This is a genomic window from Streptomyces sp. AcH 505, from assembly GCF_000818175.1.
GTDB lineage: Bacteria > Actinomycetota > Actinomycetes > Streptomycetales > Streptomycetaceae > Streptomyces.
In genome coordinates this window covers 6,600,044-6,621,233 of the sequence record NZ_JTIY01000001.1, presented here as the reverse complement: position 1 = coordinate 6,621,233, position 21,190 = coordinate 6,600,044, and the positions used below count along the sequence as shown (strand labels likewise).

The following is a 21,190-nucleotide window of genomic DNA, read 5'->3' as shown; positions in this document are numbered from 1 at the left end:
CTGCCGGTGTGGCAGGCGCTCGCCGCCGCCCTCCCCGTACGGCAGCGGCCTTCGGCGCTGGCGCGCGTACGCGAGCTGGACGGACTGCAGGGCGCCTGACGGACCGGCACGGAGCCCGCCCGCACGGCCCGGCGTAACTCGACGGACCGTCACATACCCGGCGCGTCACACACGGCGGTGGCGGCCCCCGCTGTTTAGTGTCGGCTGACGGGGCGTGTGGTCCGCGCCCCGGCAGGTGTGCCGGACTCCCCTTTCGGGTAGTCGACCCGTCCCGACCGGAGGAGCCCCCATGCCCGAGCTGTTCATCGGCGGCAAGTGGACATCGGCCGTCGACGGGCACGTACGCGACATCCGCTGCCCGGCCGACGGCACGTTGGTGGCGACGGTGGACGAGGCGGGTCCGAAGGACGCGGCGGCCGCGATCGGCGCCGCCCGCAGCGCCTTCGACCGCGGTCCATGGCCGTCGACGCCGGCCGCCGAGCGCGGCAGACTGCTGCTGCGCGTCGCCGATCTGCTGGAGCGCGACAAGAACATCCTCGCTCGGGCCGAGTCCCTGGACACAGGGAAGCGGCTGGTCGAGAGCGAGTACGACATGGACGACATCGCCAACTGCTTCCGCTACTTCGGCAATCTGGTGGCGGCCGGCGGCACCGACCGGATCGTCGACACCGGCAACCCCGCCATCGACAGCAGAGTCGTGCACGAGCCGGTCGGGGTGTGCGCGCTGATCACCCCGTGGAACTACCCGCTGCTGCAGACCTCGTGGAAGGTCGCCCCCGCGATCGGCGCCGGCAACACCTTCGTACTGAAGCCGAGCGAGCTGACACCGCACACCGCGATCCTGCTGATGCGGCTGCTGACCGAGGCGGGACTCCCGGACGGCGTCGCCAATCTCGTACTCGGCGCGGGGGCCACGGCGGGCGCGCCGCTCAGCGAAGACCCGCGCGTCGACATGGTGTCGTTCACCGGCGGTCTGGTCACCGGACGGCGGATCATGGCCGCCGCGGCACCGACGGTGAAGAAGCTGGCCCTGGAGCTGGGCGGCAAGAACCCCAACATCGTCTTCGCCGACGCGGATTACGAGACGGCCGTCGACTACGCCCTGACAGCGGTGTATCTGCACTCGGGTCAGGTCTGTTCGGCGGGTGCCCGGCTGCTCGTCCAGGACGAGTTGCACGACTCGTTCGTCGAGGACGTGGTGACCCGCGCCCGCGCGATCCCGATGGGCGGCCCCTTCGACGAGCACGCCCGCACGGGCCCGCTGATCTCGGCGGCGCACCGCGACAAGATCGAGGCGTATGTGGCGGCCGGTGTCGCCGAGGGCGCCGTGCTGCGCTGCGGCGGCGCCCGGCCCGACGACCCGGCGCTGGCGGACGGCTTCTACTACCTGCCGACCGTGCTGGACGAGTGCACGCCCGGGATGTCCGTCGTACGTGACGAGTCGTTCGGGCCGGTCCTGACGGTGGAGCGGTTCACGACCGAGGACGAGGCCGTCGCGCTCGCCAACGACACGGTGTACGGCCTTTCGGGGGCCGTCTGGTCGCAGGACGTCGGCCGGGCGCACCGGGTGGCGGCGCGGATGCGGGCCGGCACGGTGTGGATCAACGACTTCCAGCCCTACGTGCCGCAGGCCGAGTGGGGCGGCATGAAGCAGTCCGGGTTCGGCCGGGAACTGGGCCCGGCGGGGCTGGCCGAGTACCAGGAGGCCAAACACGTGTGGCGCAATCTTGAGCCGAGGCCGCTGGGGTGGTTCGAATGAGCAGGAAGAACACCTCGCAGGACCCCTTCCCCGGCGAGTCCGGCGCCACCGGCCCGGCGCAGGCCACCGGCCCTTCCGACGACGATTCGGTGGCGGACTTCGGCTACAAGCCCCAACTGAAGCGGACGCTCGGCAACTTCCACACGTTCGCAGCCGGGATCAGCTACATCTCGATCCTCACCGGGACGTTCCAGCTGTTCTACTTCGGTGTGAGTTTCGGCGGACCCGCCTACTGGTGGTCCTGGCCGATGGTCTTCGTCGGGCAGCTGATGGTGGCGCTCTGCTTCTGCGAACTGGCGGCGCGCTTCCCCGTCGCCGGGTCGATCTACAACTGGTCGAAGAAGCTCGGCGGGCCGCACATCGGCTGGCTGGGCGGCTGGATGATGGTCACGGCGACGATAGTGTCACTGGCGGCCGTCGCGCTCGCGTACCAGGTCACACTGCCGCAGATCTCCTCCGCCTTCCAGTTCGTCGGAGACGGCACGGGGAAGTCCGACGCGGCGAAGAACGCGGTGCTCCTGGGCACCGTCCTGATCATCTTCACCACGCTGGTGAACGCGTTCGGCGTCAAGCTGATGGCCCGGATCAACTCGGCGGGCGTGATGATCGAGCTGATCGCGGCGGTCGTGCTGATCGGGCTGCTGGCCGCGCACATCACCCGCGGCCCCAGCGCCATCACCGAGACCCACGGCTTCGGCAGCGGCCAACCACTGGGCTACTTCGGTGCGTTCCTGACCGCCTCCCTCGCCTCGGCGTATGTGATGTACGGATTCGACACCGCGTCCTCGCTCGGCGAGGAGTCGGTGAACCCGAGCCGCAACGCACCACGGGCGATCCTGCGCGCGCTGTGCGCCTCGTTCCTGATCGGCGGGCTGATCCTGCTGTTCGCGCTGCTCGCCGTGCCGGACCTGACGTCGAAGAAACTGTCCGTCGACGGGCTGCAGTTCGTGGTCCTCTCCACCCTGGGTCACACCATCGGTCAGATCGTGCTGTGGTGTGTCGTCATCGCCATCACCGTCTGCGAGCTGGCCGTGCACACCGCGGGGATCCGGCTCGCCTTCGCGATGGCCCGCGACAACTGCCTGCCGTTCTCGTCGCTGGTGGCGCGGGTGAGCCCGCGCTTCCAGACTCCGGTGTTCCCCGCCGTGGTCATCGGGCTCGTCGCGATCGGCATTCTCGTACTCAACATCGACCAGCCGCAGATCTTCTCGGTGGTCACCAGCATCGCGATCATCATGATCTACCTGGCCTATCTGCTGGTCACCGCGCCGATGCTGTGGAAGCGGCTGCGCGGTCAGTGGCAGCCGGCCGAAGGCCATTTCTCCCTCGGCAAGTTCGGCCTGCCGGTCAACATCCTGGCGGTGCTCTGGGGCACCGCCATGTCGGTCAACCTCGCCTGGCCGCGCCGTGACGTGTATAACGCGGCGCCGCCCTTCCACTGGTATCTGCAGTGGGGCGCGTTCCTGTACATCGGGATCATCGCGGGTGCCGGCTTCGCCTACTACTGGTTCGTGAAGCGGGGCCGTATCGCCGTCATCGACTCGGCGAGGGCGGTACCCGTCGAGCCGACACCGCCGCCGGCCCCCTGAGCCGGTCACCTCTCCGCTGAGCCGTCGCCTGACCAACGAACTGGAGCAGTCATGCCCGCCGGAACTCCTGTGCACGAATTCGACTACGTCGTCGTCGGCGGCGGTACGGCCGGAGCCGTCGTCGCCGCCCGGCTGACGGAGGACCCGGCCGTCACCGTCTGTGTGGTGGAGGCGGGCCCCTCGGACGTCGGCGACGACAGCGTCCTGCAACTGGACCGGTGGATGGCCCTGTTGGAGTCGGGCTACGACTGGGACTACCCGGTGGAGCCGCAGGAGAACGGCAACAGCTTCATGCGCCACGCGCGCGCCAAGGTTCTGGGCGGCTGCTCGTCCCACAACTCCTGCATCGCCTTCTGGGCGCCGGCCGAGGATCTCGACGAGTGGGGCGCGCTGGGCTGTACGGGGTGGAGCGCCGCCGACTGTTTCCCGCTGTACAAGCGGCTGGAGACCAATGACGCGCCCGGTGACCACCACGGCCGCTCCGGTCCCGTCGTGATCCGTACGGTGCCGCCCCACGACCCGTGCGGAGTCGCCCTGTTGGAGGCCTGCGCGGCGGCCGGCATCCCGACCACACCGTTCAACACGGGTACGACCGTGGTGCGCGGCGCGCACCAGTTCCAGATCAACGCCCGCGAGGACGGCACCCGGTCGTCCGCCTCCGTGTCGTATCTGCACCCGCTCATCGGCAGCCGGCCCAATCTGGAGATCCGGACCGACCTCCAGGCGAAGCGGCTGCTGTTCGACGGCAACCGCTGTACGGGCGTCGAGTATCTGGAGCCCGACACCATCCACAGCGGCTCGGTCTCGGCGCGGCGCGAGGTGATCGTCGCCTGCGGCGCCATCGACTCGCCGAAGCTGCTGATGCTGTCCGGCATCGGCCCGGCCGCTCATCTGCGGGAGACCGGTGTGGACGTACGGGTCGACTCCCCCGGCGTCGGCTCGCACCTGCAGGACCACCCGGAGGGCGTGATCATGTGGGAGGCGAAGCAGCCGATGGTCAGCTCGTCCACCCAGTGGTGGGAGATCGGGATCTTCGCCAACACCGAACCCGGCCTGGACCGACCCGACTTGATGTTCCACTACGGCTCGGTGCCGTTCGACATGAACACCTACCGGCGCGGCTATCCGACGACGGACAACGCGTTCTGTCTCACTCCGAACGTGACCAGGGCCCGCTCCATGGGCACCGTGCGGCTGCGCACCCGTGACTTCCGCGACAAGCCGAAGGTCGACCCGCGCTACTTCACCGACGAGCACGACCGCCGCGTGATGACGTACGGGCTGCGCCTGGCCCGTGAGATCGCGGCGCAGGCACCGATGGCGGAGTGGACGGGCACCGAACTGGCCCCGGGTCCCGCGGCCCAGTCCGACGAGGAGCTGTTCGCGTACATCCGGGAGACGCACAACACCGTCTACCACCCGGCGGGCACGGTACGGATGGGCGCGGCCGACGACGCGCAGTCGCCGCTCGACCCGCAGCTGCGGGTCAAGGGCGTCACCGGGCTGCGGGTGGCGGACGCGTCCGTGATGCCGTTCCTGCCCGCCGTCAACCCGTGCATCACGACGATGATGATCGGCGAGAAGTGCGCCGACATGATCAAGGCGGGCTGAGCACCGCCGCCGGGCACGCAACCTCGTTGCAACGTACGGGTTCCTAGCCTCGGTTCCGGCGCCGTCCAACGGCGGGCGGCGCGGAATCGGGAGGCCACAGAGATGACCCGTTACGCTGCGCCCGGCACCGAGGGCGCGATCGTCTCGTACGAGTCCCGCTACGACCACTGGATCGGCGGCGAGTTCGTCCCGCCGGCCCGCGGCCAGTACTTCGAGAACCCGAGCCCGGTCAACGGCCGCCCCTTCACCGAGATAGCGCGCGGCACCGCCGATGACGTCGAGCGCGCCCTGGACGCCGCGCACGGCGCCGCCCCCGCCTGGGCGAAGACGTCGGCCGAGGCGCGCGCCAACATCCTCAACAAGATCGCGGACCGGATGGAGGCGCATCTGGAGGAGCTGGCGGTCGCCGAGAGCTGGGAGAACGGCAAGCCGGTACGGGAGACCCTGGCCGCCGACATCCCGCTGGCCATCGACCACTTCCGCTACTTCGCCGGCGCGCTGCGGGCCCAGGAGGGCTCGCTGAGCGAGCTGGACGACGACACCGTCGCGTACCACTTCCACGAGCCGCTGGGCGTCGTGGCGCAGATCATCCCGTGGAACTTCCCCATCCTGATGGCGACATGGAAGCTGGCCCCGGCGCTGGCCGCGGGGAACGCCGTGGTGATCAAGCCGGCCGAACAGACGCCGGCCTCGATCCACTTCTGGATGAGCCTGATCGCCGACCTGTTGCCGCCCGGTGTGGTCAACATCGTCAACGGCTTCGGTGTGGAGGCGGGCAAACCACTGGCGTCCAGCCCGCGCGTCGCGAAGGTCGCCTTCACCGGCGAGACCACCACAGGGCGGCTGATCATGCAGTACGCCTCCGAGAACATCAAGCCGGTCACCCTGGAACTGGGCGGCAAGAGCCCGAACTTGTTCTTCGACGACGTCTGGGCGGCGGACGACGACTTCCGCGACAAGGCGCTGGAGGGCTTCACCATGTTCGCCCTCAACCAGGGCGAAGTGTGTACGTGCCCGTCGAGGGCGCTCATCCAACGCGGCCACTACAGCGAGTTCCTGGAGGCGGGCGTCGCCCGCACCGAGGCGATCGTGCCGGGCCACCCGCTGGACACGGACACGATGATCGGCGCCCAGGCGTCCAACGACCAGCTGGAGAAGATCCTTTCGTATCTGGACATCGGCCAGCAGGAAGGCGCCAAGGTCCTGACGGGCGGGCACCGTATCGACTACGACGGCGAACTCGCGGGCGGCTACTACGTCCAGCCCACGATCTTCGAGGGCGACAACCGCATGCGGATCTTCCAGGAGGAGATCTTCGGCCCGGTGCTCGCCGTCGCGTCCTTCAGCGACTTCGACGACGCGATCAAGACGGCGAACGACACCCTGTACGGCCTGGGCGCGGGTGTCTGGACCCGGGACATGAACACCGCCTACCGCGCGGGCCGCGCGATCCAGGCGGGCCGGGTCTGGACGAACTGCTACCACGCGTACCCGGCACACGCGGCGTTCGGAGGCTACAAGCAGTCGGGGATCGGCCGCGAGAACCACAAAATGATGCTGGAGCACTACCAGCAGACCAAAAACCTGCTCGTGTCGTACTCACCGAAGAAGCTGGGCTTCTTCTAGACGCGGGAAGGGGGCGCCTGACCGGGGCAGTTGCCCGGCAGGCGCCCTTCTCTTCAGCCGACGACTCGGGCAACCGCCGCGTAGATGCCGCTGCCTTCGGGCTCGGGGGCGGCCGCGCCCTGGAACCACTCGGGGGCGGTGACCAGGCCGGGGTCCAGGATCTCAAGACCGTCGAAGAAGCGGCCGACCTCCTCCCGGGTGCGGAATCCCAGTTTGATCCCGCCCTTGGCGTACTGGGCGGTGACCAGGTCTGCGAGGTCCGTGTACCGGTCCGACGCGGCGTGCGAGAGGACCAGAGCGCTGCCCGGCGGCAGGGCCTCGACCAGCGTGGAAACGATGCCGTACGGGTCCTGCTCGTCGGGGACGAAGTGCATGAGCGCGATGAGGGAGAGCGCGATCGGCCGGTCGAAGTCGAGGAACTGCCGGGCGTGTTGGAGGATCGTCTCCGGCTCGCGCACATCCGCCTGGATGTAGTCCGTGACGCCTTCGGGCGTGCTGACGAGCAGGGCCTCCGCGTGCCGCAGCACGATGGGATCGTTGTCGGTGTAGACGATGCGGGCCGCCGGGTTGATCTCCTGGACTATCTGGTGAAGGTTCGGCTCGGTGGGGATGCCCGTGCCGATGTCGAGGAACTGATCGACCCCGGTGCCGGCCAGCCACGCCGCGGCCCGATTCATGAACGCGCGATTCTGCCGCGCGGCGTCCTTCGCCTCCGGAGGGAGCTTCTCGCCCACCTCCTGATCGACGCGATAGTTGTCCTTCCCGCCGAGAAGCCAGTCGTAGACCCGCGCCGGGTGAGGCTTGCTGGTGTCGATCTGAACCTTGGGCGTACCTGCCGTCATGAACGGCTCCTTACACGGGGCGGGCGGTGGCGGTCCGGCGCAGCGCTGCGACCGACCTGTCGGTCGGTCACGGCCCTCTGGGCTGCGAACAAAATAGCAACTGCCGTGCGGGGGAAGGCCCTCGGTACGGGATCCGGCTACTGGTAGCAGGGCGATCCGCACCGCACCGTGAACGTACCGCTGTCGTTGAGCCTCACCGAGGCGTTGGGGTGAGCGTCGGCCGGGGGCGCCGTGCTGGTCCCCCGGCCAGGGGAACTGCCATGGCCTGCGGCGCGAGGGCGGTGAGGGTCGCGGCAGCCGCGAAGGCGGCGGCAATCACGTGCTTGGACAGACGCATCCGAAGAGTCCCGCGCTTCTCCATACGATCGCCGCGAATGGCAGAGCGCGTTCCGAGCGGGCACCGATACCGGCGCCGCTCACGGCGACAGAGGTCGCCGCACGCCGTCCGTGGACTCTCTTACCTCCAGCCAGTGCGGGGCCATGTGCACCTCGAACGGGGGCGGGGTCTCCGCGCGGATGCGGGTCGCCAGGCACTTCACGGCCAGGGAGGCGACCGCGGCCTTGTCGGGCACCACGGAGGTGAGGGAGGGCGTGCTGTAGAGCGCCTCCTCCGAGCCGTCGATGCTCGCCACCGCGACGTGCTCGGGGATGCTCATATCCGCCTCGTACAGGGCCCGTTGTGCGCCGCTGGCCAGCATGTCGCTAAAGCAGAAGACCGCGTCGGGCTGTTGGGCCGCCGGCAGCGACAGCAAGGCGCGCGTCGCCAGCAGTCCGTCCCGGCGGCCGAACTCCTTGACCGGCGGCGCGAGTCGGGGATCGAACGTCAGGCCGGCGTCGTGCAGCGCCTGCTGGAAACCCTCAAGGCGCTGACGGCTCGTCGCCGACCCCTGCCGGTCCACTCCGACGGCGGCGATCCGCGAACGGCCCAGGCCCGCAAGATGCGCGGTGACTTCACGCGCCGCCGCGACGTTGTCGATCAGCACGTGGTCGGCGACGACCTGATCCCGCTCGTAACTGCGCTCACCGAGCAGGACCAGCGGAAACTCGTTCGCGACGGGGGCGAGTTCGTGGAGCGAGACATGCAGGGGCGAGAGGATCACGCCGTCCAGCAGGGAAGCGCCGACGCCGGTCGCCAGGCGCAGTTCCTCCGTCGCGTCCCCCAGCGTCTCCTCGATGAGGACGGTGAAGCCCAGCGCCGCGGCCTCCGCGCGTACGTGGTGGGCGAGTTCCGCGAAGTAGGGCGTGGCCAGATCCGGGACGGCGAGGCCGATGAGACCGCTGCGCCCCGTGCGCAGACGGCGCGCGGAGGCGTTCGGCCGGTAGCCCAGCTCCCGCACGGCCTGCATCACCCGTGTCCGCGTCGCTTCGGACACCTTGGGTGCGCCACGTACAACGTTGGACACGGTCTTGATCGAAACCCCGGCCCGCTCCGCCACATCCTTGACTGTCACCGCTGCCACTGACCAGCCCCATCTTCTTGTTTTCCCTGATTATGCACTGGTCCGGGCCAGGTAGCAGGGCTCCGAGCCGGCCCGATCCCATTTCCGACGAAGGGTTGACCTCGACGATACACGGCGGTTACAACGTTAGAACCGATCGGAAACGACCACCTCGGAAACGGTCGAAAGCGGCTCGGCGACCGTCGTACGCGCGCTGCCCCGCAGCGCTCCCTTTGTCTGCCTCACGAGAGGGTCCGCATGTCCTCGCATCGCTCGAACCCACCACTGCGCACAGCCGTGGTCGGGACGGGAGGAATCGCTCGCTCCAGCCATCTGCCGGCGCTGCGCACCCTGGCGGCCGAGGGAGAGACGGAGCTCGTCGCCGCCGTCGATGTCGCCGAGGACGCGGTGCGCGCGTTCGCCGACGAGGCCGGCATCGGGTACGCCGCCACGGACCTCGACGCGATGCTGGCCGACGTACGTCCCGATCTCGTGGTGCTGTGCACCCCGCCCGCCGTCCACCGGGAGCAGTCCGTGGCCGCGCTCAAGGCCGGTGCCTGGGTGTGGTGCGAGAAGCCGCCGTGCCCCTCGCTGGCGGACTACGACGCGGTCGAGGCGGCGGAGAAGGGCGGCGAAGCCGGCCCGTACGCCTCCATCGTCTTCCAGCACCGCTTCGGCTCCGGTGCGCGGCACGTGCGGCGGCTGCTCCACGACGGCGCATTCGGCCGTACGCTGGTGGCCCACTGCCAGACCACCTGGTACCGGGACGACGCCTACTACTCGGCGCCGTGGCGCGGCCGTTGGGCGACCGAGGGCGGTGGCCCCGCCATGGGGCACGGCATCCACCAGACCGATCTGCTGCTGGACCTGATGGGCCCGTGGACCGAGGTACGGGGCATGGCGGCGCGGCTCGTCCACGACGTGGAGACCGAGGACGTGTCAACGGCCCAGGTCCGGTTCGCCGGCGGCGCGCTCGGCACCGTCGTCAACAGCGTGCTCAGCCCGGACGAGGTCAGCCGGATCCGTATCGACTGTGAGCGTGCCACGATCGAGCTGACCCATCTGTATGGCTACCGCAACGCGGACTGGCGCATCACCCCGGCCCTGGGCGTTCCTGAGGAGACCGTGGCGGCCTGGCGCGACTTCGGCGCCGACGAACCCAGTTCGCACCTGGCCCAACTGCGGTCCCTGGTGGCCGACATCAAGGCGGGACGGCGTCACGCCACCAGCGGCGCCGGTGGCCGGCGGACGCTCGAATTCATCACCGCCATGTACAAGTCCGCGTTCACCGACACCCCCGTACACGCCGGGGAGATCGGGCCGGGCGACCCCTACTACACCGCACTGCACGGCGGCGCTCCGGGCTGGGCGCCGGCCGATTCCCGCACGGAACAGGATCACGCATGACGCTCGCACTGACCCATGCCCACGGCGACCGCATCACCGTCGCCCACGAAGCCACCGGCACCGAGCTGTTCACCTATGTGTACCGCCCGGAGGCCGCGTGGGAGGCACCCAAGCCGTACCTCCATCCGATCCGGACCCTGTCCGGCGGGCTGGTCACCGACTACCGCCCCAACGACCACCGTTGGCACAAGGGGCTGCAGCTGACCGCTTCCCATCTGTCGGGCCAGAATCTGTGGGGCGGCAACACCTATGTGCACGGCGAGGGGTATCTCGAACTGCCCGAGCGGGTCGGCTCGATGGCTCATGTCGCCTTCGACGAAGTCTCGGCCGCGGGCGGCGGCGCCGTCATCGCCGAGCGCCTGACCTGGCACCCGTACGACGGGGAGCTGTGGGCCGAGGAGCAGCGCCGCATCGAGGTGCGCGACGTCGATCAGCGGGCCGGCAGCTGGTCGTTCACCTGGACGTCGGCCGTGACCAACCGGCGTACGGAACCGCTGCGGTTCGGCAGCCCCACCACCCACGGCCGGCCGGCCGCCGGATACACCGGTCTGTTCTGGCGCGGTCCGCGCGCCTTCCGCGACGGCCAGGTCTTCACCGCCGAGGCGGGGACCGGGGACCTGATGGGCAGTCAGGCGGCCTGGCTGGCCTACGTCGGTGAGCACGACGGCCGCGACGGCCATGCCACGGTCGTCTTCGAGCACGCCCCCGCCAACGACCACGCGGGCGGCAACGGAACGCACCCGGCGCACTGGTTCGTGCGCAGTGACCCGTTCGCCGCTGTCGCACCGTCCTGGGCGTTCCACGAGGAGCTGGTACTCGCCCCCGGCGACACACTCACCCGGAGCTATCGCGTCCTCGTCGCCGACGGCGCCTGGGACCGCGGTCAGGTCGCCGCGCATCTGGAGGCACACGCATGGTGAGCGCGACGTACGACGGCTTTCCCGGGGCGGTCGGCGTGTCCCGGCTGAGCGTGTACGACTGGCCCACCGCCGACGGCCGTCCCGGCGGAGGCACCCCGCATCTGCACCTCACCTGCAGCGAGGGGTACGTCGTGACGGCGGGCCGGGGAGCCGTGCAGACCCTCACCGTCTCCGGCTTCCGCGAGACGCCCCTGGAGCCGGGCACGGTGGCTTGGTTCACCCCGGGCACGATCCACCGGCTCATCAACGAGGGCGGTCTTGAGATCACCGTCGTGATGCAGAACAACGGACTGCCGGAGGCGGGGGACGCGGTGCTGACGCTGCCGCAGGATCTGCTCGCCGATCGCGAGGTGTACACGGACGCGGTGCGTATCCCCGCCGATGTCCCCGAGGCCGAGCAGGTGGCGGTCGCACGCGCCCGCCGCGACCTGGCGGTCCGGCGCTTCCTCGAACTGCGCGAGGCCACCGAAGCCGGCGACCCGAAGCCGCTGACGGAGTTCCAGCGGGCGGCGGGCGAGCTGGTGCGGCCCCTGCTCGACGCGTGGGAGCAGCGCTGGAAGGACGGCGCACACGCGGCCGCGTCGGCGACGCGGGCCCAACTCGGCGCGCTGCGTGCTCAGGACGTACGGCATCTGGCCGAGGCCACGGTCACCGCGACCGGACCCACCGCACGGGGGCGGTTCGGCATGTGCGGCCGGCTCGACGTCTACGCCGGCATCTGACGGCGCGAGCCGTCGCTCCGCCCCCGGAGCGAACCACCCTCCTCCTCCCCCATTCACCTCCCTCTCCCCTGGAAGGCCCCTATGCCCGAGCCCCGAAGCGGGCGGCGCCGACTCCCACGCCGCCGGGCCGTACTGGCCGCGGCCGTCGTCGGTCTCAGCACGGCCCTGACGGCCACGCTCTCCGCGTGTTCCGCCGAGAGCGGTACGGCGTCCCAAGGAGTGACCCTCACCTTCACCTGGTGGGGCAACGACGACCGTGCCGCGCGCACCGACGAGGCCGTGCGGCTCTTCGAGAAGGAGCACCCCGGCGTCACCGTCCGCACCTCGAACGCGGACTTCGGCTCGTACCTCCAGAAGCTGGCCACCCAGGCGGCCGGCGGCGATATACCCGACGTGGCGCAGCTCGACTACCGGCAGATCTCGCAGTACGCGGGCGGCGGCGCGCTCATGTCGCTCGGCAAGGACATCGCGAACAAGACGATCCGCACGGACGAGATGGACGACGAACTCGTCCGCACGGGGACGTACGAAGGCAAGCAGTACGCCCTGCCGATGGGCCGGGGCATCACCGGGTACGCGTACGACTCCGCCCTCTACAAGAAGGCCGGCGTCCCGGCACCGAAGCCGAGCTGGACGTGGGAGGACTGGGCCGACGCCAACAAGAAGATCGCCGACCTCGGCCTGAAGGCGCCGGACGGAGTCCCCGTTACGGGCTCCAACAACGGCGGTGACAACGAGGACGTGTTCGAGGACTGGCTGCGCGGCCGGGGCAAGCAGCTCTACGACGGCCAGCAGAAGCTCGGCTTCACCGAGAACGACCTCACCGAGTTCTGGACCTTCCTCAACAAGCTGCGCAAGGAAGGCGCCATCGCGACGGCCAGTGACACCGCGCAGGCCGACAGCACCGAGACCAGCCCGCTGGGCCGTGGGCACGGCGCCGCCGACTACACCTGGGACGCGACCTTCCCCGGCTACACCACGCTGCTCGGCGACCGTATCCGCTTCGGTCCCGTGCCGACGACCGCGGGCCGCCCGGGACAGTACTTCAAACCCACCATGCTCATCGGCGTCGGCGCGCACACCGAACACCCCAAAGAGGCAGCGGAGTTGGTCGACTTCCTGCTCAACGACCGGCGGGCGGGCGACATCATGGGCTTCACCCGGTCCACCCCGCCCAACCGGGTGATCGCCGACCGCGTCGCCAAGACCCTCAAGGGCCCTGAGCACGAGATCTACCAGTACTCGCAAATGATGGAGTCCTACGGCCTCGACGCGCCGCCCAGCGCACCACCACGGGGCGACATCGCGATCCAGACCGCCTTCAAACGCGAGTACCAGCGGGTGATCTTCGAGCTGTCCACCCCACGGGAAGCGGCGCGCGAACTGATCAACGAGGCCAAGCGGGAGCTGACGTCATGAGCACTGTGTCGACCAAGGCCGCCGTACGGCCGGGCCCGACGGCGGAGCGGCAGGCCCCGGCCGGGCGACGCCGCACGAGGCGCGAACGGCAGTGGCCCGCCTACGTGTTCCTCTCGCCGTGGATGATCGGCGCCGTCGTACTGACCCTGGTGCCGATGGCCGTCTCCCTCTACCTGTCGTTCACGGACTACAACCTCCTCGACCCACCACGGTGGGTTGGGTTGCGCAACTACACCGACATGCTCACCAACGACCCGCGCTACTGGCGGTCGGTGGGGACGACGCTGCTGTACGTCGTGATCGCCGTCCCGCTGAAGCTGGCCTTCGCGCTCGGTGTGGCGGTGCTGCTGAAGAACCTCAACCGCGGCCGGGCCTTCTACCGTTCGGCGTTCTACGCGCCGTCCCTGCTCGGTGCGAGCATGTCCATCGCGCTGGTGTGGCGCGCGCTGTTCAACGACGGCGGCTCGGTCACCAACGTCCTGGACAAGGTCGGCATCCACACCGGCAGTTGGATCGGCAGCCCGCACCTCGCGGTGTACGCGGTCGTGCTGCTCACGGTGTGGCAGTTCGGCGCACCCATGGTGATCTTCCTGGCCGGGCTGCAGCAGATCTCCCCCGACCTCTACGAGGCCGCGGCCCTCGACGGCGCGGGCCGCTGGCGGCAGTTCGTGTCCATCACCGTGCCGATGCTCTCCCCTGTCGTCTTCTTCAACCTGGTGCTGGAGACCATCCAGTCGTTCCAGGTGTTCACCCCCGCGTTCGTCATCAGCGGCGGTGACGGCGGGCCCGCGGACTCCACGCTGTTCTACACGCTCTACCTGTACGAGCGCGGCTTCACCGCCTCGCACATGGGTTACGCGGCGGCGATGGCCTGGCTGCTGCTGATCGCCATCGGTGTGGTCACCCTGATCCTGTTCCGGACGTCCCGGTCCTGGGTCTTCTACGCGGACGAGGAGGGACGATGAACATCGCCATGAAGCGGTGGCTGCCGCACACGATCGCGGTCGTGGGTCTGCTCCTGCTGCTCTATCCGCTGGCCTGGCTGCTGGCCACGTCGCTCAAACCGGCCGACGAGGTGGTGACCAGCCTCGACCTGTGGCCCAAGCACCTGGAGTGGTCCAACTACACGACGGCCCTCGACGGTGTGTCCGGCATCTCCGTCACCCGACTGCTCGGCAACACCCTGCTGATCGCGGGCGGCGCCGTCGTCGGCAACGTCCTGTCCTGCTCGCTGGCCGCCTACGCCTTCGCCCGGCTGCGCTTCCGCATGAGCAAGGTGATGTTCGGGTTCATGGTGGCGACGCTGATGCTGCCGCACCACGTCGTACTGATCCCGCAGTACATCATCTTCAACCGGCTCGGCATGGTGGACACCTACTGGCCGCTGATCCTGCCGAAGTTCCTGGCCACCGAGGCGTTCTTCGTCTTCCTGATCGTGCAGTTCATGCGCGGGCTGCCACGCGAGCTGGACGAGTCGGCCCGTATCGACGGCTGCGGCCCCTTCCGCACGTACTGGTCGATCACCCTGCCGCTGAGCCGGCCCGCGCTGATCACCACCGCCATCTTCACGTTCATCTGGACGTGGAACGACTTCTTCACACAGATGATCTACCTGTTCGCACCGGAGAAGTTCACCATCACCCTCGCCCTGCGCAGCTTCGTCGACCAGTCCAGCACCTCCGCCTACGGACCCATGTTCGCGATGTCGGTGATCTCCGTACTGCCGATCGTGCTGTTCTTCTTCGTGTTCCAGCGCTATCTGGTGCAGGGCCTGGCCACCTCCGGACTGAAGGGCTGAGGCTCCGTGACCCACGCATCCGCCACCCCTCCCGACCGCCGGCAACCGGGCGAGATCTTCGGGACCAGCTTCACCCTCTTCGCCGACGTGCTGCTCGTCGGTCTGCTCACCAGCCTCGCGTGCCTCCCGGTCGTCACGGCCCCTGCAGCTTTCGCCGCCGCCTCGGCGACGCTCCGGCAGACCGCGGCCGACGGCGTGCAGGTCAAGTTTGCGACGTACGCCGACCACCTGCGGACGCTCCTGTCCAGGCGCACACTCGCCGTCGGGCTGATCCCACCGGCGTTCGTCCTGGTCCTGCTGGTCGACGCCGCATTGGTGGGCAGCTCGATGCCGGGAGCGCATGTCATGGCGGTCGCCCTGGTCGTCGTCACGCTGGCCGCCGCGGTCGTGGGACTGCGCGCCACGGCGCTGGAGGCCCCGTACCGGCTGTCCGCGCGTGAGGCGCTCGTCCGCGCGGCCGCCGACCCGGGCGGCACGCTGCTGCTGGCCGGCGCCGTGCTCCTGTCGGCGCTCCTCGTCTGGTCGCTGCCCCTGCTGATCCCACTGCTGCCGGGAGCGCTGGCGTTCGCCGGCACCGTGGTGGACCTCCGCCGCGCCCCGGGCCGGCAGGACGCCTGACACCCGGACGACCTCGCCGCGCACACCCCTTTCCTCTTCCCTGCGCCCTCCCAGGGCCTGGCACCACCGGAGTTCTCGCATGCCCCACACCCACCTGGCAGCAGCGGGCCATCCTCGGCCGCAGCTCGTACGGGACCCGAACTGGCGCGACCTGTCGGGCCCCTGGCAATTCGCCTACGACGACGAGGACCGCGGACGGTCCGGCCGCTGGATGGACCCGGACAGCACCGAACCCTTCACGGCGACCATCACCGTGCCCTACCCACCCGAGTCGGAGGCGTCGGGCCTGCGCGACACCGCTTTCCATCCCGTGCTCTGGTACCGCCGTACGGTCGACGTGCCCGTACCGGCCGCGGGCCGGCGCCTCCTGCTGCACTTCGGCGCGGTCGACTACCGGGCCGACGTATGGGTGAACGGCCACCTGGTCGGCCGTCACGAAGGCGGCCACACCGGCTTCTCCTGCGACCTCACCGACGCGATCGACCACGACGGGGAGCAGGTCGTCGTGGTCCGCGCCGAGGACGAGCCGCGCGACGCGGCCCAGCCGCGTGGCAAGCAGGACTGGCAGCAGGATCCGCACATCATCTGGTACCACCGCACGTCCGGCATCTGGCAGCCGGTGTGGCTGGAGGACGTCCCGGACGAGCATGTGACGCTCCTGCACTGGACGCCCGACGTCGCCCACGCCCGCGTGCACTGCCGGCTGAACCTCAGCCGATGGCCACGGCGCCCGCTGCATCTGACGGTCCGGCTCACCCTCGGCGACCGCGTACTGGCCGAGCAACGGACCCTGACCGAGGGGCAGGAGACCGTGTTCGATGTCGCTGTGCCGGCCCTGCGGCACGGACAGGATCTCGACGATCTGCTCTGGAGCCCGGAGCACCCACATCTCGTGGACGCGACGGTCGAGGTCAGCGACGCGGCCGACGGCGCGCCCGTCGACCACGTCACCTCGTACCTCGGTCTGCGCGACATCAACTGGAGCGACGGCGTCTTCCTGCTCAACCACAAGCCGTACTTCTTGCGGTTCGCGCTGCAACAGGGCTACTGGCCCGCGTCACACCTGTCGGCGTCGGCCGACGAACTGCGCCGCGACGTCGAACTGGCCAAGGAACTCGGCCTCAACGGGCTGCGCATCCACCAGAAGATCGAGGATCCGCGCTTCCTCTACTGGGCCGACCGGATCGGGTTGATGCTGTGGGAAGAGATGCCCTCCGCGTACGCCTTCGGCACACCGACCGTCGAGCGGACGGTCGGTGAATGGACCGAAGCCGTCGCACGCGACCTCAGTCACCCCTCGATCGTCGCGTGGGTGCCGATCAACGAGTCCTGGTCCGTCCCGAACCCCGGACTCGTCCCGGCGCAGCGGCACTTCATGGACGCCCTGTACCACCTCACCAAGTCCTTGGACCCGTCGCGCCCTGCCGTCTCCAACGACGGCTGGGAGGTGTCGGCCGCCGACATCTGGGGTGTGCACGACTACACCCAGCACGCGGAGGTGCTGCGGGAGCGGTACGGACACGCCGCGTTGCGGCGGGGCGCGATAGTCGACCAGTGGCCGGGCGCGAAGCGCCTCACGCTGGACGGCGTACGGCACGAAGGACAGCCGGTCGTCCTCAGCGAGTTCGGCGGGGCCACCTTCGAACCGGCCGAGGGCGCCACGTGGTTCGGCTACGACACCGTCGCCACGGAGCAGGAGTTCGCAGAGCGGCTGGATTCCCTGGTGGAGGCCGCGGTGAACTCAGGTTTCGCCGGCTTCTGTTACACCCAGTTCACCGACACCGAGCAGGAGATCAACGGCCTGTTGACTGCGGACCGCCGGCCGAAGATGCCGCCCGCCGAACTGCGCGACATCCTCACCCGCCCCCGGTCGGCGCGCCGTTCGGGGCTCTGATGGGCTCACGGAGCACTACCCGCGGCCGCACAGCGCGTGATCGGTGAGTGACTGCACGGCCTGGTTGACCTTCGTCTGGTCGATCAGAGCCGTGGTGGTGGTCACCGATACGGTCACGGCCCGGCGCCCGTCCTCGCTCACCGCGGGCCGGGTGTACACGCCGAGCCCGTCGCCCTCGTGCAGGTAGTACACCCCGCCGCAGGTCAGCGGGATCTCGCGCAGACCGAGCCCGTACCCGCCCTGCTTGCCCGACGGCGGCACCGGCAGGTCGTCGTACGGGACGGTCTCGCGCATCTGCCGCCACAGGTCGGCAGGCAGCAGCTTCCCCGCCGCCAGCGCCGCGAAGAAGGTGTTCAGGTCGGACGTGGTGCTGACGACACCGGAGTCCGCTGTGTGCTGGAGGCTCTGCTCGGTCAGGTCGAGCGGTGTACCGCCGGGGCCGTCGATCGTGACCCGCACATGCGGGCCCGGAAGGAAGGGGTTCTGGCCGGGGATGTAGGTGTGCCGCAACCCGAGCGGGGCGATGATCCGGTGTTCGACCAGCTCCTGCCAGGAGGCGCCGCCGGCGTCCGCCTTCTGGGCGATCATCGCCGCGAGCAGATAGTTGGTGTTGGAGTACGACCACTGCCGCGCCGAGCCCGCCGGTCCCGGGGTGAACAGGGGGCGGTGCCGCATCGCGACGGCGACCAGCTCCCGGGGCGGCGTCGCGTCGTAGCGGTTCTCGTCGAAGTGGTTGAGGAGGGCGTCCTGCATGTCGGGGTCGGTGATGTAGTCGTAGACACCGCTGGTCTGCTGGAGCAGGTCCCGTACGGTGATGCGTGAGCCGTCGTTGCCGTTCCCGCTGACCACGCCCGGCAGCCAGTGCTCGACCGTGTCGTCGAGCGAAAGCCTTCCCTCCGCGACGAGTTGGAGTACGACGACCGCCGTGAACGTCTTCGTCGTACTCGCCACCCGGAACTGCGCGTCCCACGGCACCGGCGCCTTCGATCCGAGACCCGCCGTGCCGTACCGCGCGCGCAGCACACCCTGCGGCGCGTCCAGCCGTGCGACGACGTTCACGTCCCCTCCCCCGGCCTTCCTGACCGCGGCGAGATCCCGCCTCAGATCGGCGGCGGTGTAAGTGGTGCCACTGGCCGACGCGGTCGGCCCCGACTGCTGACGCCCCGCCGCCTGCGCCCCCACGGGCAGCGCCGACGCCGCCACGACGGCGAGTGCGACAGCGGTCTTGCCTGCGGTCCCTGACATAGCGATGCGCATGCTGTTCCCCTTGGTGACGGCCGATGTCCGGCGCTGATCTGGAAGGGTTTCAGTCAATCCGCCGGACGATCTCCGGTACATGGCCTTGCCACCCGAGGGCATGGTGGACGTAGCCCCCCCCCGGTGACCGGTGGGGACAACACCGCGTCCGGTGGGCTTCGGCGATGTCGGCGGGGGCGACTGAACGCCGTTCACTTGCCCTGTTGTGGTGGCGTCAGGTCACGAATGTCGGAGGCGCCTCGCGGCCTTCGTGAACCGCGCAGGTCCTAGCCCGGCCGCCAGGGTGAGTTCGGCATGCCGTCGTCGCCCATGTGGGTCCGCCGCCAGGTCTCGTTCCAGCCGTACGGGATGTCCGGCACGAGCCGGTGCCGCTGCCCGCACGGGCATGGCTCCGGCGCCCACGCGCATCCGTGGCACAGCTCGACCCAACCGTGCCCGGTCGAGTTCGGCTCCAGCGGTCCCTCGTCCCCGCAGGCCGGGCAGCCGGGAAGAGCGGCGCCGTCCAGAATCGCGTTCTGCCGCCGGACGTACTCGGGCAGTCGCAACGACGGGTGGCGGAACGGGTCTTCGTACCAGGCGCGGTGCGGGCCGTCCCACCAGTTCCACAGCCACCACGGCCGCGGGTCGGCCACGGCCCGCCGCCCGGCCCGCTTCTCCGCCCGGCGCTGCGACGCGTACTCCTGCGCCCGCGCCAGCCACAGCACCCGCGCCTCGTACAGTTCCTCCACCGCCCGCACCTGCGCGTCCGGGTCCGCCTCCAAGTTACGGGGGATCCGGGCGCTGAGCGTCAGATGGTGGTAAGTCGCCCGCAAGCCGTACGGCGCGAAGACGGTAAGGCAGGTCCGCAGCGCGCTGTGCCGACGGCGGAGAGGGAGTCGGGCGTCGTGCACGCGCGCTCGATGGGTCATGAAGCTGGTCATCGTGTGCGCCCCAGGTCAAGCGCCCGCGCGCCGATCGTTGTTGGGCCCGGGTTCCGGCGCTGGGCATCGGTGCCCGGCGGGTCGGGCACGATGGGCAACCCGCGCAAGAACGCGCCGAGCGGGTCGGTCGGACCCGGCCGGGGCGCGAAGTCGTCGGGAGCGAAGACCTCCAGAACGGGTTGCATCACCATCACGTCGGGATGATGCCGGACCCACTGCCACACCGCCACGGGATTCGGCCATGGAAACTCAGGTGGCGTCAGCGCACGATCTGGATAGGGTCGTTCAATGCCCGAGCTGAAGCAGATGCATTCTGGCCACGCCCCGGCGGTTCTGGCCTTCGAGCGGGCGAACCGCGCCTACTTCGCCGCTTCGATCACCGACCGCGGCGACGACTTCTTCGACCAGTTCACCGACCGGTACAACGCCTCGCTGGCCGAGCAGGAGACCGGCGTCTGCGCCTTCTACGTGCTCGTCGCCGAGGACGGCTCGGTACTCGGCAGGTTCAACCTGTACGACCTGGAGAACGGCACGGCCAGACTCGGCTACCGCCTCGCGGAGGAAGCCGCCGGCCGCGGCGTGGCGACCGCGACCGTCCGGGAGCTGTGCCGGCTGGCGACCGCGCGGCACGGGCTGCGCACACTGCGGGCCGCCACCTCCCACGACAACACCGCGTCCCAGAGAGTCCTGACCAAGGCCGGGTTCGTCCCCGTCGGTCCTGCCTCCCCGGCCGATCTCGGCGGCGAGTCAGGCACGTGGTATCAACGCAACCTCCAGCCATAGACCTTGAGCCGGCTCGTGGGTCGGCTACGGGCCCCGATGCCGGCGCTGCTGTGCGCGGAGCGGTGACGGTGCGGCGGCCGTTCGTGATTGCCGCTACCGCCACGGCAGGTCCCGGCCGTTGGGGTTCCTCAGGCCGACAGGGTGCTGAGTTCGCCGCCGTCGGCGAACAGGATGGAGCCGTTGACGTAGCTGCTGGCGGGGCCGACCAGGAACGAGACGAAGTCGGCGATCTCGGTGGGGTCGCCCGCCCGGAGGCGCGCCCGGTTACCTCGTCCTGGTCGCCCTCGCCGGTGGCGAGCCGCCCACGCAGCTCGCTCCGCACGGTCTGGTGAGCCGCAAGCCCGACCCACGCGACCGGCGCGCGCGCCAGGTCCTCATCACCGACACCGGACGTACCCGGCTCAACGAGGTGCGGCGCAGCCTCGCCGCCGCCGAGGCACGCCTCCTCACCGACCTCGACGCCCAGGACGCGGAACAGCTGCGCGCGCTCCTTTCGCGCGTCGCCCGAACCGCTCAGCGAGAATCGATCGCCGTCGACGAAGCGGACTGCTGACAGGCCGCCCGCTCCGGCGCGAGAACAACGGCA

The 21,190-nt window shown here is 69.8% G+C and carries 20 protein-coding genes; 14 read left to right on the top strand and 6 right to left on the bottom strand.

The genetic code is table 11. The annotated features are described in order from the left end of the window. Nucleotides 1–289 precede the first annotated feature (289 nt). From HY68_RS29020 to HY68_RS29005, 4 genes are all read left to right on the top strand, one after another. Nucleotides 290–1,759 (top strand): aldehyde dehydrogenase family protein, encoded by a 1,470-nt coding sequence (locus HY68_RS29020; RefSeq protein ID WP_041994397.1) that lies wholly within the window; start codon nucleotides 290–292, stop codon nucleotides 1,757–1,759. Beyond that, entirely contained in the window at nucleotides 1,756–3,348 is a 1,593-nt protein-coding gene (locus tag HY68_RS29015; RefSeq protein ID WP_041994394.1) for an amino acid permease, read from the top strand. Before HY68_RS29020 ends, HY68_RS29015 begins: the two co-directional genes overlap by 4 nt. A gap of 51 nt (nucleotides 3,349–3,399) precedes the next feature. Next, a complete protein-coding gene (locus HY68_RS29010; RefSeq protein WP_041994391.1) occupies nucleotides 3,400–4,959 on the top strand; it encodes a GMC oxidoreductase in 1,560 nt (519 codons plus the stop codon). A 102-nt stretch (nucleotides 4,960–5,061) separates the two neighbouring features. After that, a complete protein-coding gene (locus HY68_RS29005; RefSeq protein WP_041994388.1) occupies nucleotides 5,062–6,585 on the top strand; it encodes an aldehyde dehydrogenase family protein in 1,524 nt (507 codons plus the stop codon). Between the two features lie 53 nt (nucleotides 6,586–6,638). On the opposite strand, the gene HY68_RS29000 is transcribed toward HY68_RS29005, so the two are convergent. Continuing rightward, on the bottom strand, nucleotides 6,639–7,427 hold the full coding sequence (locus tag HY68_RS29000) for an SAM-dependent methyltransferase (protein ID WP_041994385.1): 789 nt from the start codon (nucleotides 7,425–7,427) through the stop codon (nucleotides 6,639–6,641). Between the two features lie 416 nt (nucleotides 7,428–7,843). Then, nucleotides 7,844–8,887: a LacI family DNA-binding transcriptional regulator gene (locus HY68_RS28995; protein WP_041994382.1), complete on the bottom strand. Its 1,044-nt coding sequence runs from the start codon at nucleotides 8,885–8,887 to the stop codon at nucleotides 7,844–7,846. A 237-nt stretch (nucleotides 8,888–9,124) separates the two neighbouring features. Here HY68_RS28995 and HY68_RS28990 point away from each other — a divergent pair, with 237 nt between their 5' ends. The 8 genes from HY68_RS28990 (at nucleotide 9,125) to HY68_RS28955 (ending at nucleotide 17,644) form a co-directional block, all read left to right on the top strand. After that, nucleotides 9,125–10,273, top strand: coding sequence for a Gfo/Idh/MocA family oxidoreductase (locus HY68_RS28990; RefSeq protein ID WP_041994378.1), 1,149 nt, complete (start codon nucleotides 9,125–9,127; stop codon nucleotides 10,271–10,273). Next, nucleotides 10,270–11,193, top strand: a complete 924-nt coding sequence (locus tag HY68_RS28985) for a PmoA family protein (RefSeq protein ID WP_041994377.1) — start codon at nucleotides 10,270–10,272, stop codon at nucleotides 11,191–11,193. The genes HY68_RS28990 and HY68_RS28985 overlap by 4 nt, the downstream gene beginning before the upstream one ends. After that, complete coding sequence (locus HY68_RS28980; protein ID WP_041994374.1) at nucleotides 11,187–11,915, top strand: cupin domain-containing protein; 729 nt, start codon at nucleotides 11,187–11,189, stop codon at nucleotides 11,913–11,915. The genes HY68_RS28985 and HY68_RS28980 overlap by 7 nt, the downstream gene beginning before the upstream one ends. 81 nt (nucleotides 11,916–11,996) lie before the next feature. After that, the gene (locus tag HY68_RS28975) at nucleotides 11,997–13,334 is read left to right on the top strand and encodes an ABC transporter substrate-binding protein (RefSeq protein WP_041994371.1); all 1,338 of its coding nucleotides are present in this window, start codon (nucleotides 11,997–11,999) and stop codon (nucleotides 13,332–13,334) included. Next, complete coding sequence (locus HY68_RS28970) at nucleotides 13,331–14,299, top strand: sugar ABC transporter permease (protein WP_041994369.1); 969 nt, start codon at nucleotides 13,331–13,333, stop codon at nucleotides 14,297–14,299. Before HY68_RS28975 ends, HY68_RS28970 begins: the two co-directional genes overlap by 4 nt. Continuing rightward, on the top strand, nucleotides 14,296–15,132 hold the full coding sequence (locus HY68_RS28965) for a carbohydrate ABC transporter permease (RefSeq protein WP_041994366.1): 837 nt from the start codon (nucleotides 14,296–14,298) through the stop codon (nucleotides 15,130–15,132). Before HY68_RS28970 ends, HY68_RS28965 begins: the two co-directional genes overlap by 4 nt. A gap of 6 nt (nucleotides 15,133–15,138) precedes the next feature. After that, the gene (locus tag HY68_RS28960) at nucleotides 15,139–15,750 is read left to right on the top strand and encodes a hypothetical protein (RefSeq protein WP_041994363.1); all 612 of its coding nucleotides are present in this window, start codon (nucleotides 15,139–15,141) and stop codon (nucleotides 15,748–15,750) included. A gap of 79 nt (nucleotides 15,751–15,829) precedes the next feature. Next, complete coding sequence (locus tag HY68_RS28955; protein WP_041994360.1) at nucleotides 15,830–17,644, top strand: glycoside hydrolase family 2; 1,815 nt, start codon at nucleotides 15,830–15,832, stop codon at nucleotides 17,642–17,644. A 15-nt stretch (nucleotides 17,645–17,659) separates the two neighbouring features. Here the strand turns inward: HY68_RS28955 and HY68_RS28950 are convergent, their stop codons facing one another. The 3 genes from HY68_RS28950 to HY68_RS28940 all read right to left on the bottom strand — a co-directional run bounded on the left by HY68_RS28950 (nucleotide 17,660) and on the right by HY68_RS28940 (nucleotide 20,015). Further along, a complete protein-coding gene (locus HY68_RS28950; RefSeq protein ID WP_052457218.1) occupies nucleotides 17,660–18,901 on the bottom strand; it encodes a serine hydrolase domain-containing protein in 1,242 nt (413 codons plus the stop codon). Nucleotides 18,902–19,167: 266 nt separating this feature from the next. Next, nucleotides 19,168–19,809, bottom strand: coding sequence for a hypothetical protein (locus HY68_RS28945; RefSeq protein ID WP_241778710.1), 642 nt, complete (start codon nucleotides 19,807–19,809; stop codon nucleotides 19,168–19,170). 8 nt (nucleotides 19,810–19,817) lie between these two features. After that, nucleotides 19,818–20,015 carry a hypothetical protein gene (locus HY68_RS28940; RefSeq protein WP_198533364.1) on the bottom strand — a complete coding sequence of 66 codons (198 nt, stop codon included), beginning with the start codon at nucleotides 20,013–20,015 and terminating at the stop codon, nucleotides 19,818–19,820. A gap of 94 nt (nucleotides 20,016–20,109) precedes the next feature. Here HY68_RS28940 and HY68_RS28935 point away from each other — a divergent pair, with 94 nt between their 5' ends. Beyond that, nucleotides 20,110–20,604, top strand: coding sequence for a GNAT family N-acetyltransferase (locus HY68_RS28935; protein WP_041994348.1), 495 nt, complete (start codon nucleotides 20,110–20,112; stop codon nucleotides 20,602–20,604). A 128-nt stretch (nucleotides 20,605–20,732) separates the two neighbouring features. On the opposite strand, the gene HY68_RS45655 is transcribed toward HY68_RS28935, so the two are convergent. Beyond that, nucleotides 20,733–20,954 (bottom strand): SDR family oxidoreductase, encoded by a 222-nt coding sequence (locus HY68_RS45655; protein ID WP_078863844.1) that lies wholly within the window; start codon nucleotides 20,952–20,954, stop codon nucleotides 20,733–20,735. Here HY68_RS45655 and HY68_RS28930 point away from each other — a divergent pair. After that, entirely contained in the window at nucleotides 20,933–21,157 is a 225-nt protein-coding gene (locus HY68_RS28930) for a KEOPS complex subunit Pcc1 (protein WP_241778709.1), read from the top strand. The genes HY68_RS45655 and HY68_RS28930 overlap by 22 nt on opposite strands. The last annotated feature ends 33 nt before the right edge of the window (nucleotides 21,158–21,190 follow it).

Excerpts from the sequence above, each read along its gene's own strand:
- HY68_RS29020 (WP_041994397.1), top strand. The coding sequence starts at position 290 with ATGCCCGAGCTGTTCATCGGCGGCAAGTGGACATCGGCCGTCGACGGG.
- HY68_RS29015 (WP_041994394.1), top strand. The coding sequence starts at position 1,756 with ATGAGCAGGAAGAACACCTCGCAGGACCCCTTCCCCGGCGAGTCCGGC.
- HY68_RS29010 (WP_041994391.1), top strand. The coding sequence starts at position 3,400 with ATGCCCGCCGGAACTCCTGTGCACGAATTCGACTACGTCGTCGTCGGC.
- HY68_RS29005 (WP_041994388.1), top strand. The coding sequence starts at position 5,062 with ATGACCCGTTACGCTGCGCCCGGCACCGAGGGCGCGATCGTCTCGTAC.
- HY68_RS29000 (WP_041994385.1), bottom strand. The coding sequence starts at position 7,427 with ATGACGGCAGGTACGCCCAAGGTTCAGATCGACACCAGCAAGCCTCAC.
- HY68_RS28990 (WP_041994378.1), top strand. The coding sequence starts at position 9,125 with ATGTCCTCGCATCGCTCGAACCCACCACTGCGCACAGCCGTGGTCGGG.
- HY68_RS28985 (WP_041994377.1), top strand. The coding sequence starts at position 10,270 with ATGACGCTCGCACTGACCCATGCCCACGGCGACCGCATCACCGTCGCC.
- HY68_RS28980 (WP_041994374.1), top strand. The coding sequence starts at position 11,187 with ATGGTGAGCGCGACGTACGACGGCTTTCCCGGGGCGGTCGGCGTGTCC.
- HY68_RS28975 (WP_041994371.1), top strand. The coding sequence starts at position 11,997 with ATGCCCGAGCCCCGAAGCGGGCGGCGCCGACTCCCACGCCGCCGGGCC.
- HY68_RS28970 (WP_041994369.1), top strand. The coding sequence starts at position 13,331 with ATGAGCACTGTGTCGACCAAGGCCGCCGTACGGCCGGGCCCGACGGCG.
- HY68_RS28965 (WP_041994366.1), top strand. The coding sequence starts at position 14,296 with ATGAACATCGCCATGAAGCGGTGGCTGCCGCACACGATCGCGGTCGTG.
- HY68_RS28955 (WP_041994360.1), top strand. The coding sequence starts at position 15,830 with ATGCCCCACACCCACCTGGCAGCAGCGGGCCATCCTCGGCCGCAGCTC.
- HY68_RS28950 (WP_052457218.1), bottom strand. The coding sequence starts at position 18,901 with ATGCGCATCGCTATGTCAGGGACCGCAGGCAAGACCGCTGTCGCACTC.
- HY68_RS28945 (WP_241778710.1), bottom strand. The coding sequence starts at position 19,809 with ATGACCCATCGAGCGCGCGTGCACGACGCCCGACTCCCTCTCCGCCGT.
- HY68_RS28935 (WP_041994348.1), top strand. The coding sequence starts at position 20,110 with ATGCCCGAGCTGAAGCAGATGCATTCTGGCCACGCCCCGGCGGTTCTG.